Annotated in this window: 15 protein-coding genes; 6 read left to right on the top strand and 9 right to left on the bottom strand. The window is 65.8% G+C overall.

Going from position 1 to position 18,715, the window contains the following annotated elements; all coding sequences use genetic code 11:
• Position 1: 1 nt before the first annotated feature.
• A complete protein-coding gene (locus HKW67_RS07790) occupies positions 2-400 on the bottom strand; it encodes a VOC family protein (protein WP_171224844.1) in 399 nt (132 codons plus the stop codon).
• A gap of 63 nt (positions 401-463) precedes the next feature.
• Positions 464-1,252: a cupredoxin domain-containing protein gene (locus HKW67_RS07785; protein ID WP_171224843.1), complete on the bottom strand. Its 789-nt coding sequence runs from the start codon at positions 1,250-1,252 to the stop codon at positions 464-466.
• A gap of 102 nt (positions 1,253-1,354) precedes the next feature.
• Between HKW67_RS07785 and HKW67_RS07780 the strand changes: the two genes are divergently transcribed.
• On the top strand, positions 1,355-2,791 hold the full coding sequence (locus tag HKW67_RS07780) for a M20/M25/M40 family metallo-hydrolase (protein ID WP_171224842.1): 1,437 nt from the start codon (positions 1,355-1,357) through the stop codon (positions 2,789-2,791).
• A 10-nt stretch (positions 2,792-2,801) separates the two neighbouring features.
• On the opposite strand, the gene HKW67_RS07775 is transcribed toward HKW67_RS07780, so the two are convergent.
• Entirely contained in the window at positions 2,802-4,157 is a 1,356-nt protein-coding gene (locus HKW67_RS07775) for an APC family permease (RefSeq protein WP_171224841.1), read from the bottom strand.
• 210 nt (positions 4,158-4,367) lie between these two features.
• On the opposite strand from HKW67_RS07775, the gene HKW67_RS07770 reads away from it, so the two are divergent.
• The 4 genes from HKW67_RS07770 to HKW67_RS07755 all read left to right on the top strand — a co-directional run bounded on the left by HKW67_RS07770 (position 4,368) and on the right by HKW67_RS07755 (position 11,083).
• Positions 4,368-6,944: a DUF1592 domain-containing protein gene (locus HKW67_RS07770; protein WP_230981151.1), complete on the top strand. Its 2,577-nt coding sequence runs from the start codon at positions 4,368-4,370 to the stop codon at positions 6,942-6,944.
• Between the two features lie 31 nt (positions 6,945-6,975).
• On the top strand, positions 6,976-8,364 hold the full coding sequence (locus HKW67_RS07765; RefSeq protein WP_171224840.1) for a DUF1552 domain-containing protein: 1,389 nt from the start codon (positions 6,976-6,978) through the stop codon (positions 8,362-8,364).
• Positions 8,357-10,264, top strand: coding sequence for an ankyrin repeat domain-containing protein (locus HKW67_RS07760; RefSeq protein ID WP_171224839.1), 1,908 nt, complete (start codon positions 8,357-8,359; stop codon positions 10,262-10,264). The genes HKW67_RS07765 and HKW67_RS07760 overlap by 8 nt, the downstream gene beginning before the upstream one ends.
• Before the next feature lie 345 nt (positions 10,265-10,609).
• Positions 10,610-11,083: a hypothetical protein gene (locus HKW67_RS07755; RefSeq protein WP_171224838.1), complete on the top strand. Its 474-nt coding sequence runs from the start codon at positions 10,610-10,612 to the stop codon at positions 11,081-11,083.
• Between the two features lie 159 nt (positions 11,084-11,242).
• On the opposite strand, the gene HKW67_RS07750 is transcribed toward HKW67_RS07755, so the two are convergent.
• From HKW67_RS07750 to HKW67_RS07725, 6 genes are all read right to left on the bottom strand, one after another.
• Positions 11,243-11,785, bottom strand: a complete 543-nt coding sequence (locus HKW67_RS07750) for a hypothetical protein (protein ID WP_171224837.1) — start codon at positions 11,783-11,785, stop codon at positions 11,243-11,245.
• 64 nt (positions 11,786-11,849) lie between these two features.
• On the bottom strand, positions 11,850-13,517 hold the full coding sequence (locus tag HKW67_RS07745) for a S8 family serine peptidase (RefSeq protein WP_171224836.1): 1,668 nt from the start codon (positions 13,515-13,517) through the stop codon (positions 11,850-11,852).
• Between the two features lie 138 nt (positions 13,518-13,655).
• Complete coding sequence (locus HKW67_RS07740) at positions 13,656-14,825, bottom strand: carboxypeptidase-like regulatory domain-containing protein (RefSeq protein WP_171224835.1); 1,170 nt, start codon at positions 14,823-14,825, stop codon at positions 13,656-13,658.
• Between the two features lie 32 nt (positions 14,826-14,857).
• Positions 14,858-16,393 carry a cryptochrome/deoxyribodipyrimidine photo-lyase family protein gene (locus HKW67_RS07735; RefSeq protein ID WP_171224834.1) on the bottom strand — a complete coding sequence of 512 codons (1,536 nt, stop codon included), beginning with the start codon at positions 16,391-16,393 and terminating at the stop codon, positions 14,858-14,860.
• Positions 16,394-16,439: 46 nt separating this feature from the next.
• On the bottom strand, positions 16,440-17,210 hold the full coding sequence (locus tag HKW67_RS07730; protein WP_171224833.1) for a hypothetical protein: 771 nt from the start codon (positions 17,208-17,210) through the stop codon (positions 16,440-16,442).
• A gap of 63 nt (positions 17,211-17,273) precedes the next feature.
• Positions 17,274-17,750 (bottom strand): Rrf2 family transcriptional regulator, encoded by a 477-nt coding sequence (locus tag HKW67_RS07725; protein WP_171224832.1) that lies wholly within the window; start codon positions 17,748-17,750, stop codon positions 17,274-17,276.
• Positions 17,751-17,921: 171 nt separating this feature from the next.
• Here HKW67_RS07725 and HKW67_RS07720 point away from each other — a divergent pair, with 171 nt between their 5' ends.
• The gene (locus tag HKW67_RS07720) at positions 17,922-18,617 is read left to right on the top strand and encodes an energy transducer TonB (protein ID WP_171224831.1); all 696 of its coding nucleotides are present in this window, start codon (positions 17,922-17,924) and stop codon (positions 18,615-18,617) included.
• Positions 18,618-18,715: the final 98 nt, after the last annotated feature.

The following is an 18,715-nucleotide window of genomic DNA, read 5'->3' as shown; positions in this document are numbered from 1 at the left end:
CTTACGTCGTCTCGGCCGTGACGGTCTCGAACAGCGCGCATACGGCGCCGGCCGGATCCTGAATCATGGCATACCGCCCAGTCTTTCCCATGCTACGCACCGGCATCACGATCTTGCCGCCCAGTCCGACGACGTCACGCAACTTCTCGTCAAGTCCCGACACGGTGATGTACACGACCCACTGCGGCGGAATGCCGCTGTTCGCACCACGTGCATGGCACAGGCCAGCCTGTGGAGCACCGTCGGCACCGAGCATGAGGTAGTCGTCGTACTCACCCATGCTGAGCGGCATCGCCGTCCAGCCGGTCACCTTGGTGTAGAACTCGTGCAGCCCCGTGGCGTCGGGCACGGTGAGGTCGGTCCAGCTGATGCGGCCGAGTGGGGCAGGGGTGTCGCTCATGCGCAGTTCCGGTTGAGATCGCGTTGTCGCTACGCGAAGCTACGCCGGTTGCGCGCGATCTGGCTACGGATCGACCAGCAGAAGGCCGATGGCGCCCTTTTGTCCGTGCCCGAAGCCGTGATTCACAAACGGGAATTCGCCCGCGACGTCGCACACGAGCTCGAACACCGCGCCGCCGCCCCCCGGCGCGGTGACACTCGGCACGCCGCGCTGGACGTGCGACGGATAGGCAGGCGTGGCCGGCACTACCCACAAGCGCACGCAATCACCCACCGTCACGCGTATTTGCGCGTCCATGTACTGATGATGACGGTCACTGAACGCCACGAAGTCGGGGCGCAGAGGCTTCATCGTCGCATCGTCGAAGGCGCGCGTACCATTCCCGGCGTCCGCGAGATAGAACTCGGTCTGTACGATCACGAATTCTTTCGTGAGCCTGACGGTCACCGGCGCAGTGCGCTCCGGCGTCGCACTCGCGTACCAGCGACGCGCGAGTTGGTCGCTGGCGGTCTCGGGTGGGAGGAGAGGGGCGTATCGGCTGGTGGAGTTGTCGGTCGATGCCACCCTCCAGCCGACGGTGTCGCGACTGGCCGTGGCGTAATCGGCATCGCCGGCCGGAGCGCACGCGGCCAGCGCCGGCCCGACGCCAGGAATCGCCAGTGACAACAGGGACGCGCGGGCCAGAAACGCCCGGCGGTCCGTCGATCCTGCTGGTGCCGGCTGCACGATCTCGGTCGAATCGAGTACCAGCACCGCCTGATCGTCGGCGTACAACCGATGAAACGGTGGCGAGTCCTCCTCGAGGAGGCGATCGACCAGCGACGAAAGGCGCGGAACCGTCGTATCGGACATGGCGATGCTCGGGAGAAGTGGGCGACTGTGCGGCGTGACGACCTCGGCTGCGGTAGCTTTTCGAAGCCCACCATCTCCGTCCCGTCGGTCCGAGGTTATTGCATGATTCGCTCCGTACTCCGTACGCTTGCGCTCCCTTCGCTGGCGGCGATGCTGCTGACCTCGTCCACGCCGTCGCCCGCGCAGGCGCAGGCACAGGCGCAGGCACAGGCCGCCGATTCGACGGCGCTCCTGCTGGCGCAACTCATTCGCGCCAACAGCAGTAATCCGCCCGGGCACACGCAGCAGATTGCCGACATTCTCGGGCCGCTCTTTCGCGCGCGAGGATTTCAGGTCGACATCATCCCTACACCGGACTCCGCCAAGGTGCACTTCTTCGCGCGCCTGAAAGGGAATGGATCGAAGAAGCCATTGCTGCTCGCGGCGCACGCCGATGTCGTGGGGGTGGAGCGTGAGAAATGGAGCGTCGATCCGTTCGCGGGCGTGATCAAGGATGGAGCCGTGTACGGGCGAGGCGCCATCGACTTCAAGGGAGGCATCGCCGTTTTTGCGCGCGCCGCCATGTTGCTGGCCGATCGCAAGGTGCCGCTCGATCGCGACATCATCTTTCTGGCCGAGGCCGACGAAGAAGGTGCGCCAATGAATACGACGTGGCTGTCACGCCAACATTGGGACAAGATGGACGCCGAGTTCGCGCTCAACGAGGGCGGTTGGATCATCAAGCGTGACGACGGGCGCGTGCAGTACGTGAGCATCTCCACCTCGGACAAGCGTGTGATGGGCGTGACGCTGTCGGCCAAGGGCACGAGCACGCATGCGTCGATGCCGCTGCCCGATAACGCACTCGTCACCGTCGGCCGTGCGCTGGCCAAGCTGGGGAGCTACGAAACGCCGCTCGAGTTCACGCCGGACTCGCGAAAGTATTTTGCGACGCTGGCCAAGACGAGCACCGGCGAGCTGGCGCGCCTCTACACGCAGCTATTGAATGGCACGCCGCCGCAGGTGAATGCCGCCGACCGGATGCTCTCGCGGGATCCGCTCATTCACTCGTTGATGCGCAACACAATTGCGCCGGTGATCGTGGCCGGTGGCTTCCGCAGCAACGTCATTCCGGGTTCGGCCGACGTCACGCTCAACGTGCGTCTCATTCCGGGCAGCGATCCGGCGGTGCTCATCAGCACGCTCGAGAAGCTGTTCAACGATCCACTGCTGACGGTGAAGATGACGACCGCGTTGGCGCCGGCCTCGCCGGCATCGCCAGATACGTCGCTCCTGTACCGTGCGCTCGCAGCTGAGGCGAAGGCCGAATGGCCTGAGGCCGAGGTGACGCCGTACCTTTTTCAGGCCGGCACCGACGCTGCGGCGTGGCGCAATCGCGGGATCCCGGTGTTCGGCATTTACCCGTATCCCATCAGTACCGACGAGCTACGCCGCATGCATGGCAACGATGAGCGGGTCAGTGTCGAGTCGTTGCGACAGGGCACGGAAATGTTGTTCCGCACACTGAAGCGCGTGGCTGGCTCAGGCACCGCGCGCTGAGCCAGCCCGGTCATGCCGTCGCGGCCGCCTTCGCCTTGGCGGCTCGATGGCGATACGACAGCACGTACAGTCCGCTCGCCACGGCGGCGGTGACCAGAATGCTGGTCCATTCGGCCAGCGTGATCGATGTCAGCAGACCGATGATCACCACGCACGCGAGGATGGGCACCACGCCGGCACCCGGGACGCGGAAGGGGATGCCGCCCGACTGCACGTTGCGTCGGCGCAGTTCCAGCGCGGCCACCGCGCAGGCGAAGTACACCAGCAACGCGGCCACGTTGGCAATGATCGCCAGTGGCCCGAATCCGCTGGTGATGGCCAGTGTGCACGTCACCGCCAACTGCAGGGCGATCGCGATGTGCGGCGTCTTCCACGTGGGATGCACGGTCGCAATCGGCGCCGGCAGGAACCCGTCGCGGGCGAACGCGTAGAGCGCGCGCGGCACGGCCAAGGCCATTCCGCTAAGATACCCAAACGTCGAAACGACCACGCCGATCAGCAGCAAGGTGCGTCCCCACGGTCCGAGCACGACGCCGGCGGCATCGGCCAGCGGTGTGGCCGACGTGGCCAAGGAGGCGCCGAGTACGCCCTGCGCCACATACTGCAGAGCGACATACAACAGCGTGATGCCGATCATCGCCACGAAGATGGCGCGCGGCACGGTGCGCGACGGGTTCTGCACTTCACCGCTCGGGACGAGCGCCGTCTCGATCCCACTGAACGCGAAGATCAGGACAATGCTGGCGCGGAGCACGTCCCCGGAGGCGGGCACGGTCGTGATCGCGAGGTTCTCGCCCTTGATGGAGAACACCCCTACCGCGATGAGCAGAAGCAGTGGGGCCAGCTTGGCGACGGTGGTGACCTGATTCAGTCGGCTGCCCTGGCTCACGCCGATCGTGTTCACGCCGCCAACGATGGCGAAGGTGGCGATCAAGAGCGACGCACGCGGGATCGGTCCGGCCAACGCGGGGATGAGGGTGGCCGCGTTGTCCGCGTACACGGTGGCCACGGCGGCGACCGCGTACGTGCCGAGAAGCCACAGCATCACGCCGGCCTGGAAGCCGAAGTACGGGCCGAACGCCAGTTCGACGTAGGCGTAGGGACCACCCGTGAGCGAAACGCGGCTGCCCGCCTCGGCGATGCACATCACGATCAGCCCCATGGCCACCGCACACACGAGATACGCCAGCGGTGCCGCCGCCCCCAGCGCGCCGGCCACCGAGGCAGGGAGACGGAAAATGCCACCGCCGATCGTGACGTTGGCGATGGCGGCCGCCAGCCCCCAGACGCCGACTGCCCGTACGAGAGATTGCTCGGACCCACGCGTGGGTCCGGTGGAAGGGGCGGCGGTGCTGCTCTGGGGCATGCGAGTTGCTCTGAGATGAAGACGTTCGGCACGGGGATGAGTCGTACCCCGACTCGCAACGTAAGCGGCGTTCCGGCAACGCCCTAGCACCGGTCCGCGTAAGTAAGTGGACCCTTGCTCGACGTCTGGGCGGGGAACACTCTTCATAGACGTGTCCGTCTGTTATTCCCGCCCGGCACTGCTGTTCCCGCCCCGCCCCGAGGCTTTGGGATGAAATCTGTCGTTGCACTTGGCGCTGGCTCGATCATCCTCGCGATCGCGGCGAGCAGTTATGATCGCGCTGATTCGCGTGTCGAGTCCGTTGCTCCGCAGCCGACCGCGGCGTCGGCCGTGATGTCGTCGGCCAGCTACTTCGCATCGCCGTTCGCGCCACTCGCGCGCTATCGCGCGACGCTCGACGAAATGCGACCAAGCATTGGAGCGCACGCGCGCACCACGCGCACCATGGCCCCGGTCGTGCTCAACGACGTCGTCAAGAAGACGTGCGCCGGGTGCCATAGCGATCAGCGCAAGATGGGCAATTTCTCGCTGCAGTCCTTCGACCTCGCCACGGTCGGCGCCACCTCGCCGATCATTGCCGAGAAGATGATCGGCAAGCTGCGCACTGGCATGATGCCGCCGCCGGGGCGTCCGCGTCCGGCTGGCGACACGCTCGATGTGCTCACCGAAACGCTCGAACGTCAGATGGACGCGATCGCCGTGCGCAAGCCCGATGTCGGTCGTCGCTCCTTCCAGCGGTTGAACCGTGCCGAGTACGAGCGCGCGGTGAAGGACCTGCTCACGGTGAGCGTGAACGCCGAGTCGTGGCTGCCGCTCGATACCAAGAGTGCGAACTTCGATAACATCGCCGACGTGCAGATCCCGTCGGCCACGGTGCTCGAGTCGTATCTCGATGCGGCCAACGCCATCAGCCGGCTGGCGATCGGCGATGCGAAGGCGAGTGTGTCGACCACCACGTTCAAGGTGTCGAGACTCGCGAACCAAAACGGGCATGAAGGCGACGCGCCGATCGGCACGCGCGGCGGCGGCGCGGCCACGCATTATTTCCCGGCCGATGGCGCGTACGTGTTCTCGGTGTCGCTGCACTCCACCCCGATCGGTCAGCTGGTGGGCGGCAACGCGCCGTTCGATGAGAAGATCGAGATCTCGGTGGACGGCGAGCGCGTGGCACTGCTCGATATCGATCGTGGCATGCACGAGAGTGAGCCGAATGGGCTCGACCTCAAGACGGTGCCGATCACCGTGAAGGCCGGCCCGCGTGTGGTCGCCGCCGCGTACGTGCGCACGTTCGAAGGGCCGGTCGAGGATCTCATGACGCCGATCGGGAACAGCCTGCCCGACACGCAGATCGGCATTCAGGACGCGATCACGATTCAGGGCCACATGAAGCTGTTCACGGTCACCGGCCCGTTCAACCCGACGGGGGTGTCCGACACGCCGAGTCGCCGGCGCATCTTCAGCTGCCGTCCGCTCAGCGCTGCCGAGCAGCGTCCCTGCGCCGAACGCATCGTGAATCGCATCGGCTCGCAGGCCTATCGCCGGCCGCTGACGGTCAGCGATCGCAAGGCGATCATGAGCTTCTACGACGAAGAGGCGAAGTCGGGCGGTTTCGAAAGCGGCGTGCGCGGTGCGGTCGAGGCGATTCTGGCCAGCCCGTACTTCGTGTTCCGCGCCGATGAAGTGGCCGTGACCGCCAAGCCAGGCTCGAAGGTGGCGGTCAGCTCCACCGATCTCGCGTCGCGCTTGTCGTTCTTCCTGTGGGGGACGCTGCCCGACTCGACGCTCACGAGCGTGGCGCAGCGCGGCCTGCTCACGGATACCACGGTGCTGATCGCGCAGACCAAGCGGATGCTGGCCGATCCGCGCGCTGATGCGCTGTCCACGCGCTTTGCCGCGCAGTGGCTGCGCCTGCAGGACATCGAAAAGGTCCATCCGGACCCGCTGCTGTACCCCGCGTTCAATCTGCAGCTCGCGAAGAACATGCAGAAGGAAACGGAGCTGTTCGTGGCCAGCCTGGTGCGCGAGAACCGTAGCCTGCTCGATCTGTACACGGCGGACTACACCTACGTGAACGAAGACCTGGCCCGACATTACGGTATGACCGATGTGGTGGGCACGGATTTCCGTCGCGTAACCTACACCGACAAGAACCGCGTCGGCATTCTGGGACACGGCGGCGTGCTGCTGTTGACCTCGCAGGGCAATCGCACCTCACCGGTGCTGCGTGGCAAGTGGGTCATGGAAGTGCTCATGGGCTCACCGCCGCCACCGCCGCCGCCCAACGTGCCCGATCTCGAAGTGACCGGCGCCAGCAAGGAGGGACGCATGCTGACCACGCGCGAGCGCATGGAAGAGCACCGCGCCAATGCGTCGTGCCGCTCCTGCCACCAGTTCATCGATCCGATCGGACTGGCGCTCGACAATTTCGATGTGATCGGGCAGTGGCGCATCAAGGAAAACAACATGCCGCTCGATACGCGCGGCGATTACTACGACGGCACCAAGATCACCGGCCCGCGTGAGCTGCAGCAGGTACTGCTGAAGCGTCCGGTGCCGCTGGTCCGCACGTTCGTGACGAACCTGATGGCCTACGCCGTCGGCCGGCGCGTGGAGTACTCCGACGGTCCGGCCATCCGTAAGATCGAAGCGTCGGTGCGGACCAAGAACTATCGAATTCAAGATGTCGTGCTGGGTGTGGTGAAGAGCGACGCGTTCCGGATGCGCATGGTTCCGGTCGCTCAGGCAGCACTCCCCGCGAGCGGGGCATCAGTCGGCCAAAGCCGCTGAATTTCCTGACCAACTCCTAGGAGCAAACGCTATGCAGTTCCTGACGGGAAAGGCGATGCCTCGCCGACAGTTCGTGCAGTCCCTCAGCGCCACCATCGCGCTGCCGTACCTGAACGCGATGGTCCCCCGTGGCCAGAGCATCATGGGCTCGGCCAACGCGGCGCCCCGCTTGATTGCGATCGAAATGGTGCACGGCGCCGCCGGCTCCAACGACATCGGCTCGAAGCTCAACTTCTGGTCGCCCGCGGCGACTGGTCGTGACTTCGATCTGTCGCCGTCGGCGTTGTCTTCGCTGGACAAGTACCGCGAGTACATGACGATCATCAGCAACACCGACGTGCGCGAAGCCGAGCCAGCCGCTCCGCCCGAGATCGGTGGCGACCATTTCCGTTCGAGCGCCACGTTCCTCACGCAGACGCACCCGAAGCAGACAGAAGGCTCCGACGTCAAGATCGCCACATCGCTCGATCAGCTGTACGCGCAGCGGTTCGGCCAGGAGACGCCGATCCCGTCCATGCAGCTGTGCATCGAGAACGTCGATCAGGCCGGTGGCTGCTCGTACGGTTACGCCTGCGTCTACACCGACTCCATCAGCTGGAAGTCGCCCACCGAGCCGCTGCCGGTCATTCGCGATCCGCGCGTGGCCTTCGAGAAGTTGTTCGGTGTGGGTGGCAACAGCGCCGAGCGCGCCGACCGTCGTCGCTCGCGCCGCAGCATTCTCGACTTCGTGTCGGGGCAGATGACGTCACTGTCGCGTGGCCTCGATGCCGACGACCGCCACCGCATGGATCGCTACCTCACGGACATCCGCGAGGTCGAGCGCCGCATTCAGATGGTCGAAGCGCGCAACACGAGCGGCGAGGAGCGTGAGCTCGCCGCCGCGCCCGCTGGCGTGCCAGATTCGTTCAAGGAACACGTCGAACTGATGTTCGACATCCAGGCGCTCGCCTTCGCCGCCGACGTCACGCGCGTGTTCTCGTTCAAGATGAGCCGCGACGGCACCAGCCGTACCTATCCGGAAAGCGGTACCGACAAGGGCTTCCATCCGGCGTCGCATCATGGCGGCGGTGAGAAGGGCGTGCGCGACTTCCAGCTGCTCAACAAGTACCACGTGTCGATGCTGCCGTATCTGCTCGACAAGTTGAAGAGCATCCAGGAAGGCGAGAGCAACATGCTCGACAAGACGATGATCATCTACGGTTCGCCGATGGGCGACCCGAACGTGCACAACCATCGCCGCTGCCCGCTCATGCTGCTCGGCAAGGCCGAAAATCGTCTCGCCGGCAACATGCACATCAAGGCGCCGGACGGTACGCCGATGGCGAATGCGATGCTCAGCATGATGCACACGCTCGGCATGAACGATCTGACCACGTTCGGTGACAGCACGGGTGCCCTCAATCTGAACTCCCATGCCTAAGCAGGTGGCGGGACACGTCGTGCAGCGCGCCTCGAAGCGGCTGGCCACGGTGGGTATGGCGCTCGGCGCGGCCCTCATGCTGTCGGCCGGCACTCCCGCGTCGGACTCCCCGTTGGCGGACGCCGTCATGCGCGGTGACAGCGCCGGGCTGCGCGTGCTGCTGAAGCAGGGCGTCGATGTGAACGAAGTGCAGGGCGATGGCATGACCGCGCTGCACTGGGCGGCATCACGCGGCAATCTGGCGGCCACCCGTATGCTTGTTTCTGCGGGCGCCCGATTGGATCCGGTGACGCGCAACGGCAACTACACGCCGCTGCATCTGGCCGCGCAGAACGGACGCGCTGAGACGGTGAAGGCGCTACTGGCCGCGGGGGCGAAGGTGAACGCCACCACGTCGTCCGGTGGCGCCTCGGCGCTGCACTTCGCCGCCTCGAGCGGCGATGCGGCCACGATCGACGCGCTGGTCGACAAGGGTGCCTCGGTGAACGTACGTGAAGCGGCGTTCTCGCAGACGCCGCTCATGTGGGCGGCGGCGGCCAATCGCGTGTCGGCGATTACCGCGCTGGTGAAGCGCGGCGCCGACATCGAAGCGGAAACGCGGACGCAGAGCATCCCCGAGCAAGAGAAGAAGGACCGCGCGTATCTGGTCACGCGATCACGACGCATGGCGGCGATGAAGTCGGCTGAAGCGTTGTTGGCGCCGACGGCCGTTGCGGCGACTCCTGGCGCGGCCACGACGGCGTCGGCCTCGGCGGCCACGCCGCGCACCGCAGCGCCGTCGGCGGCGGCGGCAGCGGCTGCGCCCGCACCGTCGGCGGCGACGGCGGGTGCCGCTCCCACCGGCAACTCCGACACGCGCATCACGCCCACGGCTGGTGATCGCCGGCAGCGTGGTCCGTCGTACGGTGATCTGGTGGGCAGCAAGGGTGGCAACACCGCCCTGTTGCTCGCCGTGCGTGACGGGCAGACGGCAGCGGTGAATGCGCTGCTGATGGCGGGCGCGAAGATCAACCACGCGAGCGCCGGTGACAGCACCACGCCGCTGCTGATGGCAACGATCAACGGTCGCTTCGATCTGGCCAAGACTCTGCTCGACCGCGGGGCCGATCCCAAACTCGCGAGCACGGCAAACGCGACGCCGCTGTACGCGGTGATCAACGTGGTATGGGCGCCGAAGGCGGCGTATCCGCAGCCCGTGGCGCAGTATCAGTCGAACGTCACGTATCTCGAACTGATGGAAGCGCTGATCAAGGCGGGCGCCGACGTGAACGTGCGACTCACGAAGCACCTGTGGTACATGTCGTACAACTTCGATCAGCTCAGTGTCAGCACCGCCGGCGCCACGCCGTTCTGGCGCGCCGCGTACGGCACCGATCTCGATGCGATGAAGCTGTTGCTCAAGTACGGCGCCGATCCGAACGTGGCCACCATCAAGCCGGCCGGTCGCTTGCCTGGCTCGGAAGAACTCGACGCCGATGTCGCCGCCGGTAAGGACCCGTCAGGGTTGCCGCCGGTGCCCGACAACGGCCCCGGTGTGCTGGCCATTCATGCGGCCAGCGGTGCCGGTTATGGCGAAGGCTTCGCGGCCAACGCCCATCGTCACGCACCAGACAGCTGGGTGCCGACGGTCAAGTTCCTCGTGGAAGAACTCAAGGCCGATGTGAATGCCCGCGACTTCAAGGGCTACACGCCGCTACACCACGCGGCAGCGCGTGGCGACAACGAGTTGATTACGTATCTGGTGAGCAAGGGCGCCGATGTCATGGCGGTGGCGCGTACCGGTCAGACCACGGTCGACATGGCCAACGGTGCCGTGCAGCGTATTCCCCCGTTCCTCGACACCATCGAACTGCTCGAGAAGATGGGAGCGAAGAACAACCACAAGTGCAAGAGCTGCTGATTATTTCTTCGTGGCCGGTGGCGCATCGTTCCATGATGCCGTCACGGTGATGCGCGTACCGACGGGACGGCAGGACTTCGGCGGAATGCTCGGTCACGTCAATCGACTGATGTCGAATACCGCCTGACTCGAGATCGGTGGCGGACAAAGCGGACGGAACGGCGCGACCGTCAGACTCTCGTCAGAAATAAGGTCGAGGTCGCCAACCGCGTGTCTTGTATGCCCTTGCGCGCGCACCACGAAGCGGCATGTTGAACCGTGCGCTTGGGGCGAAAGCCATCAATCGTTTGGGTTGCCGCACTGTGAAATCGACGAGAGTCCTCCACTCCTGCCCGAGGTTTCGAGATGATGCACCGCTCTGTTTCCCCGTTCTCGGCACCGCGTGTGCTTGCTGCGTTCACCATCGGAGTTGCTGCCCTGATGTCGGCCTGCTCCGACGGTCCAACCTCCGTGCCGCTCGCTGACCCGGAGGCCCGGTTAACCCAAGGCGGCGTTAATAGCACGGGATGTGCTCAAGACTCCAAATCGCTCGGTCTGATCAAGCTGAGCGCTGTGGACGCGCCGGACACGTGGTGGGGTATTACGAAGGCCGGGTTTGCCGCGGCCGGTATCACGGACCCGAAGTCGTTCATCGAAAACGCGTTCGGACAGGAGTTCGAATCGGTCGAAGCCGCGGCGGCGTTTCTGGTTTTGCAGGTGAAACCATACGATCTGAACGGCAACGACTTGGTCTGCGCGTTCAGTACACGTGGTACCCGATCGGTGTACCGCGCTCCGAACGTGGCGCTCTATTTGTTTCGGGCGACGGACGATCGGTAGCGGATACGCCCGTCGCACCCGCATCGGCATCACGAGCTTGCCGCCAAGCGCTTCCATCTCGCGCAGCGTTTCGGCGAAGCCCGACTCCATGATAGATCGAACTGCTCGAGAAGCTGGGCGCGAAGAATAACCACTTGTGCACGAGCTGCTGATGCGGGATTAGCGTTTTGTCACTGGCGGCGCATCGTTCCACGATGCTGTCACGGTGATGCGCATGCCTTGTGACGTACGCACGAACACTCGTGTCGATACGCCCGTCAGCGTGTCGCCGGGCGCGGGCACGCCGATGTAGCGGTAGTAGCCGTATACCACGCCAGGAGCGACCGGGACCACGCGCATCTCTTTCACGATCAGCGTGTCCGGCCAGGCACTCTCGGTGATCGCTGGCCACCCTTCGTAGCCAGTTTCGAGGGCGGTCGGCGAATGCCGGACCAGCTGCGGCGTGTGCACGTAGGTGGCCAGATAGCGCGGCTTGTTACGGGTGTGTATCGCGGCGATGTTCTCGCGAAAGGTGGCCAGTGCGTCGGCTGAGTCACGAGCAGCGCCGACTCCCGCCGCCGAGGTCACGCGCGCGCCTTTCGTGGCCTGTGCCGCGGCGACTCGCGTGGTCAGCATCGCCGCCGCGATGAGGGTGCCAGAGGCAACCAGTCGCCGAATCTGCGTGGCCGAGGATGTGGCTGTCGAGCGCGCAGTCATTCGCATGCGTTGCATTCGATGTTGGTGGTGGTGAGGCGGACACCTCTCAGAACGGTGCTGTGCCAAATACCTACGGCCGCGGCGCCACGCGCTGCAAGGCCAGCTTCACGGCGGCATAGGCATCGATCACGCCACCGGTGCGCGACAGGGTGGTGAACTTCACCTTCGATCCATCACCCGGTCGACGTACCTCGAGGTCGGGCAGTTTACGCACCGACTCCAACAGAATGTCACGCACCTGCATCGCCGTCAGCTCAGGAAAGTACGCCAGCAGCAACGCGGCCACGCCCGACACCACCGGTGCGGCCATGCTGGTGCCGCTCTCGCGCTTGAGGCCACCGCCCGGCACCGTGGACAGGATGTCGACGCCCGGCGCAAACAGGTCGACCTGCTCGCGGCCATAGTTCGAGAACTCGGCCGGCAACGACGCCAGCGGTTTCCAGCTCGACGCGCCCACTTCGATCCAATTCGCGGCGCGCGTTCCGCCGCTGAGCACGGGCGTGGGAAATGACGGCGTCTCGTCGTTGTTCTCGCCTTCGTTGCCGGCCGCATGCACCAGCAGCACGCCCTTCGATTCCGCATAGCGCACCGCGGAATCGACCGACGCCTTCGCGGGAGAGTAGCCCTTGCCGAAGCTCATGTTCACGATCTGCGCGCCGTTGTCCACCGCGTACCGGATCGCCCGGGCCACGTCCACGTCGCGCTCGTCGCCATCGGGCACGGCGCGAACGGCCATGATGTCGACGTTCGGGGCGATGCCCTGCATCGCGGCACCATCACCACGCAGCGCGCCGATGATGCCCGCCACGTGCGTGCCGTGGCTCGCGTCGGGGCCGGTCACGTCGCGCGTGCCCACCACGCGCTGGGGCGAGCGTGGATTGAACAGCGTGTCGAGCGCGTACTTCGCCTGCGAGTCGTAGGCCTCACGCGCCTTCGCGATCTCCCCGGCATTGAGCCCATCGGCATCGAGCCGCAGCCACATCCGCTTGGCTTCCTCCACGTCGGCTGAGACCGGACGCAGTACGGTGACCGACGCGCGCGTAACCGGCGCACCGTTCAGGGCCGTGCCGAGCAGGCGCTCGACGGTGCGCAGGATCTCGTCGATGTTCTCCACCTGCAGCAGCGTCGACTTCACTTCCTTGGCCTTGTCGCGATACGCCGACGCGAGATCGCTGCAGGCCGTGGTGGACGGCTTGGGCGTCAGCGATCCGGCGGGCTGATTGCGACACGCCGCGTACAAGCGCGTGAGTTCGAACGTGTCGTAGCGCACCGGTGTCCCGTCGGCGGTGGCGAGGGCATTCCAACCGAAGACGTCATCGACGACGCCGTTGCCATCGTCGTCTTTGCCGTTGCCGGCGATCTCGCGCGGGTTCTTCCACAAGGAGCCGGTGAGCCGGGTGTGCGCGGTATCGACGCCACCGTCTACGACCGCGACCACCACGCGACGACGCGGCGCACGCGAGGCCAGCAACTCACGAATCGCGCGTTCGGACCCCACACCCATCACGCGATCGGTGTCGAAGTCGAGGCGCTGCCAATCGGCCCGCGCCGTGTCTGCTGCCGCCGGGGTTGGCGGCGGTGGCGCCACCTGAATAGGGGCCTGCATCACCGGCTGCATCGCCGGCTCGGGCGCCGTGGTCACGCCGGCGCGCGCACAGGCGCCAAGCGCAAGCACGAACGGCAGTGCCAGAGGCAGCGCGAGCGGTAGCAGGCGCGCCAGTGGACGAGAAGGACGCACAGCGAACGGAGTACTCTGCATTGGTCGTGTTGGTCGAATCGGTGGTCGGCTGGGCATGCGACACGCCAGCCACGGTCGTCACGGTATCTCCTTCTCTACCCCGCGAATGGCGAATGCTCCGTCCCGGGCGTGCCGGCGTTAGCCGCTGGTGCCCATGCCATCGCACCAGAGTACATCGCGGCCGAGCTGTGTGCGAGGTTGCCATTGCGGCGAGCTGTACGCACTCACCATTGGCGCGTCGGGCGGTGCGGCGTCGAACCGATACGCCGTCAGCTGCTGCAGTTCGACCGGATGACGAGACCCGCGCCTCTGGAACGGCTTCTGCCAGTTGATCGCGCACACACGATCGATCAACGACAAGCCCGGCGTGATCTCCCGGAAGGTGGTGGACACGGCCACCGTGCGGATGCCCTGCAGTCGACGCGGCAGGAGATCGGGGCGGCTCATCTCGAGGTCCATGCGCCGCAGCTGCGCTGTCGCGCTGTCGAGGAAGAAGGTGCCGTGCACGTCGGGGGAGCGCAGCTTGTCGGCGGCGCGCACTTCCAGGCGGACCCACGTCTCGGCGCCCTCGTTCACAACGCCCCCGAAGTGAAAACAGTGGTTGGCGATGAACGACGGGGCGGCGATGTCGGACAGTACGGGAATCGACATCGTGGTCTCGGTCCGACCACCAGAGGCCCGTCGTTCACGGACGACGCGACCGGGACGATAGCCCCCCAGCGACTTGCTCTCTGCCACCAGCGTATCGACGGTCTGCACGAACACGGCGCTGTCGGCGACGGCCGCCAGTACGCGCTGCGTCGCGTAGCGAAAGGGATACTGCGAGGTGAGGAGACGGAACTGATCGGCGTTCTCCCGCAGCAGCTCCACGACATCGTAGACGGCGGGATCGCGCGCTCGATCGGGCATGCCGGGCTTCGTGCACGCCTCGCGCGGGCGCACGAGCATACCCGTGAGTTGCACCGGAATCTGGGCCAACGTGACCGGCGTCGATGTCACGACTCCAGCCTCGATGACGACGCGGCCGCGATACGGGGCGAACCCGATACGTCGCACGGCGATGTCGTAGCTCCCGGCGGGCAACGCCACGATGAGGGCGCGTCCGCCCGCGTCGGTGAACCGCTCGATGCCACGGTCGGGCAGGGCCACTACCGCGTAGGGTAGCGACACGCCGGTCTGCGTCGCTGTGACGGTCACCGAGAGCGTGCCCGTGCCTTGCGCTGGTAGCAGCGGCGGCGCCACGAAGAGCGCCACGAAGAGCGCCACGAAGAGCGCCACGAAGCGAGCAACGCGGACGAGTCGTCGCACGAACCTGAAAGAGTGCATCGAACCGTGTGATCTCACCGTGTCCGCGCCTCGAGCGGCGTGCGACGCGACCCATGCCGATCGTACACCTGTTGTGCGCTCCCCGATCGCTGCGCGGCCTGCTTGATGGCGTGCATGCGATCGCGAGCGAAGGCATACGCAGTTTCGTGGTGCACGATCGGCAGCGGATAGTCGCGACCGATGACGCACCCCGTCATCTGCTGCATTATGAGCGGCGTGTGCTCGGGGCGCACCAGATCGGCATCGGACAATGCCGACAGTTCGGGTACCCACCGACGCACGAATGCACCGGCCGCGTCATGCTCCTCGGCTTGCTTGTACGGATTGTAGATGCGGATCGTGTTGATGCCGGTGGTGCCCGACTGCATCTGACACTGCGTCCAGTGGATACCCGGTTCGTAATCGGTGAACCAGCGCGCCAGCACCGGCCCGGTGTGTCGCCAGTCCAGCCAGAGATGATAGCTCGCGAAGCTCATCACCATCGCCCGCATACGAAATGTGAGCCAGCCGGTCACACGCAGCGAACGCATACAGGCGTCCACCAGCGGGTACCCGGTCTGGCCATCGCGCCACGCGCGTAAATGGTCCATGTCCGGCTCGGCGGGGCGCAATCCGTCGAAGACCGGTGCGTAGTGGGTGGTCTCGAGTCGCGGCTCGTCTTCGAGCTTCTGGATGAAGTGGCAGTGCCAGTGCAGCCGCGAGGCAAAGCTCACGAGGCTCTGTGACCATTGCGCCGCATCACCGTCACGCCGGTTGCGCGTGTCGTCTCGCAGCTCACGCGCGCGCTGTCGGGCCGCCTGGTACGCATGACGTACCGAGAGCGAACCGAACGCGAGCGCCACAGAAATCCGGCTGCACGCTTCCGGCGCCTCATTGGGGCTCGACATGGCACGGCGATAGTCCTGGCCGCGCGCCGACAGAAACGACAGCAGCATGTCATGTCCTCGGGCTTCACCGCCTCGCTGCCAGTCGGACCACGGCGGCACGACGTGCGCACCGGTCGACGTGCGCATGTCTTCCGGCAAGGCCGTCACCGCCGCGGTCGTCGTTGCCGCATCCGGTGACGCGATCCGGTCCGGTGCGGGAACGAGGCGCGATCGCATGCGCCGCTGCCAGGTCTCCGCCCACCCATCGCGTGACGCGAGGCGACGCACGACGCCGTTGCTGGGCAGTTCGTGCATCGTGACACCGGCGTGTTTGGCCCACGCGCGCACGCGTCGGTCGCGCGCGTAGCTCAGCGCATTCCACGTTTCCTCGTGGGCCCAGATGGCCGCGAAGGGGAGCACGCGGTGCAATGCGTCGAACACCGCGGGGAGTACGCCGTGCAGCTCGATGAAATGACCACCGCGCGCCTGCCACGAAGCCTTGAGCTCGTCGAGTGCGTCACGCAACACCCGCTCGTGTCGCACGTCGCGGTCCGTCGCGTACTGCTGCTCCGGCTCGTGCACGTACACGGCCACCACCGGACCCGCAGCCATCGCTCCCGCGAGCGGCGCGTGATCGGCGATCCGGAGGTCGCGTTTGTACCAGACAAGTTGCAGGGCAGCCATGTTCGAACCGAACAGCGGGCGACCCTACCGACGTTCCCGCGAGCGCTTATCGCGCCGTGGTCTTGAACGCCATCGCCACGAGACAGCTGGGTGAGAACTGCTCGACCTGCTTGACGCGTCCGGCCGCATCGAACCGGTAGCGCATGACGGCTGCCCCGGCGCCAGGTCCGTTCCCGGCGTCATCGACGAGTACGACGACCTGATGCGCGTTGGCGGCGATGAATCGGGCCGCACCGCCGCGTCCGTACAGCGCGCGGACTTGCTCGAGATTGCGCTGCATGGCGAGGGAGACGACTCGGATGCCGTCGTCGCGCGGTGCCCGCCGGTCGAATACCGGGAGATCGTCGATGAACACATCGAGAGCGCCCACGTCGCCGCGATCGTCGAACGTCGGGATCGCTATCACCTGCACAGTCGTTGCGCCGGCGCGGAGGCCCGATCGGTGGCCGATTCGTCGAGACTCGGCGACGCGGATGGTGGTCCGCGTAAGCACGAGCAGACGGCCCTCGGCGGTCGAGTACATCGTTACGGCGGCGCTATCCGTCGTCGCCAGCTCGCCGAGCGCGGCGAGATGCGCGCGCACACTGTCCGCGCCGCGGATATCGCCGGCGAAGCGGCTGCTGCCGGGAATGTGCAGCACGACGTTCTCGGCAAACCGCCAGCCACGGGGCGCCGGTGACGTCGGTGCGGCCACCTGCGCCAGCAGCGGCGTTCCGAGGGCGCCTGCCCAGATCCCCGCGAGCGCGGCGGCGCGTGTCAGCCGAGAGTGAAGAAGGTGCCAGTAGCTGTTACGAATTAGCGCGCGAATCGGTGACATATCTTCGGTCTGCAGAATGGTCCGCTACTGAGAACGTACGGTGAACGTACGAAGAAAACGGGGCTACGACGCCTGAAGCGTCGAAGGGCGGTGCAAGGCTCCACGACGCTGTACGCGGTCCATGACCGCGCGAGACATCGAGTCGACCGTTACGGAGGAGAGCGTGCGCAACAAGGCTTCTTCGGCGTCGGCGTAGAGTTCGTCGAGGTACTTGGCGATCACCGGCGCGACGTGGCAGTTCTCACCGACACAGCCGGCGTGGCGTCCGATCAGCTCACAGTCGCGCTCCTCGACCGCCTCGTACACCATGCGCATGGTGATCTCGCGCGGGTCACGGGCGAGGATCGACCCGCCGCCCACGCCGCGGCGGCTATCGACCAGGCCGGCCTGCTTCAGCTGAGACAGCACTCGTCGCACGACCACCGGATTGGTCCCCACGCTCGAGGCGAGTTCGTCAGAGGTGGTGGCGCGCTGTTGCTCGCGTTCGATGTACGCGATCATGCCCAGCACATGGGCGGCGACAGTGAGGCGGCTGTTCATGATTGAATACGTAACAGTGTTTGATCCAAATTGGCAAGAGGGAAGAGAGCCCGCTTCTGGTGCCGGCCCCAGCTGTCGGACGCACCCCCCTTGCCAACCTGCGAAACGCCCCGCATTGATCAAGCAGGCCCCGTTCTTCCCGCCGTCGTCTCGCGCCCTCAGGGTGGCGACATGCCCAAAGCTAAAGTTCGTCTTACGTTGATCGAGTCGACTCGCCGGACCACGCTGAATGCGGTGGGCGCCGAGTTGCTCGGACTCGGCGCGTACTCCGCGCTCATTGCCGTCTCGATCGTTGGTGCGCGCGCCATGAATCGCATCGCTCCCACGCCATTGGTCGATGAGGCGGTCAGCTTTCTGGCGCCACTCCGTCAATCGGCGCCGCCGCCGGTGCAGGAGTCGATTCAGTTCATCGGGCTCGGTGGATTGAACTCGGTATCGATCCCTGTCATCGAAACATCGGAATACGGCAAGACGCCGGTCCCGCGCGGCAGTCTTGGTGACGTCGCTGGTGAGGAGCTCGAACTTCCCGACGCGTCGAACGATTCTGAGAAGGCCTACAGCGAAATCGAAGTCGACTCGACCGTAACGCTCGATCCCTCGGCCGAGGGCCCGCAATATCCGCCGGCGCTGCTCAAGGCCGGTGTGCAGGGTGTGGTGTACGCGCGCTTCATCGTGGATACCATCGGTCACGTGGATACCGCGTCACTGGTGGTGCTCGACAAGCCCGAGCCGGAGTTCGTCGCGGCGGTACGCACCGCCCTGCTGAAGATGAAGTACCGGCCGGCGATCCTGCACGGACGAGCCGTGTCCCAGCTGGTCGAACAGCCGTTCGTCTTCCGCATCCAGAATCCCGACGGGAAACCGTAGTAGAGCCGGCGAGCTCAACGAAGCTCGCCAGCGCGCGTACGGTGAGAGATATTCGGGGCGAGCGTTGAAGGTCCCGTTCCGTTGCCTCTCTCTGTTGG

Origin of the sequence: Gemmatimonas groenlandica, assembly GCF_013004105.1 — a bacterium.
Taxonomy (GTDB): domain Bacteria; phylum Gemmatimonadota; class Gemmatimonadetes; order Gemmatimonadales; family Gemmatimonadaceae; genus Gemmatimonas; species Gemmatimonas groenlandica.
This window is presented reverse-complemented; position numbering and strand designations above follow the sequence as displayed.

Bases quoted from the DNA above. Each gene is read 5' to 3' on its own strand.
- HKW67_RS07765 (WP_171224840.1), top strand. From the start codon at position 6,976: ATGCAGTTCCTGACGGGAAAGGCGATGCCTCGCCGACAGTTCGTGCAG.
- HKW67_RS07720 (WP_171224831.1), top strand. From the start codon at position 17,922: ATGCCCAAAGCTAAAGTTCGTCTTACGTTGATCGAGTCGACTCGCCGG.
- HKW67_RS07730 (WP_171224833.1), bottom strand. From the start codon at position 17,210: ATGTCACCGATTCGCGCGCTAATTCGTAACAGCTACTGGCACCTTCTT.
- HKW67_RS07750 (WP_171224837.1), bottom strand. From the start codon at position 11,785: ATGCGAATGACTGCGCGCTCGACAGCCACATCCTCGGCCACGCAGATT.
- HKW67_RS07785 (WP_171224843.1), bottom strand. From the start codon at position 1,252: ATGTCCGATACGACGGTTCCGCGCCTTTCGTCGCTGGTCGATCGCCTC.
- HKW67_RS07770 (WP_230981151.1), top strand. From the start codon at position 4,368: ATGAAATCTGTCGTTGCACTTGGCGCTGGCTCGATCATCCTCGCGATC.
- HKW67_RS07775 (WP_171224841.1), bottom strand. From the start codon at position 4,157: ATGCCCCAGAGCAGCACCGCCGCCCCTTCCACCGGACCCACGCGTGGG.
- HKW67_RS07790 (WP_171224844.1), bottom strand. From the start codon at position 400: ATGAGCGACACCCCTGCCCCACTCGGCCGCATCAGCTGGACCGACCTC.
- HKW67_RS07735 (WP_171224834.1), bottom strand. From the start codon at position 16,393: ATGGCTGCCCTGCAACTTGTCTGGTACAAACGCGACCTCCGGATCGCC.
- HKW67_RS07760 (WP_171224839.1), top strand. From the start codon at position 8,357: ATGCCTAAGCAGGTGGCGGGACACGTCGTGCAGCGCGCCTCGAAGCGG.
- HKW67_RS07755 (WP_171224838.1), top strand. From the start codon at position 10,610: ATGATGCACCGCTCTGTTTCCCCGTTCTCGGCACCGCGTGTGCTTGCT.
- HKW67_RS07780 (WP_171224842.1), top strand. From the start codon at position 1,355: ATGATTCGCTCCGTACTCCGTACGCTTGCGCTCCCTTCGCTGGCGGCG.
- HKW67_RS07725 (WP_171224832.1), bottom strand. From the start codon at position 17,750: ATGAACAGCCGCCTCACTGTCGCCGCCCATGTGCTGGGCATGATCGCG.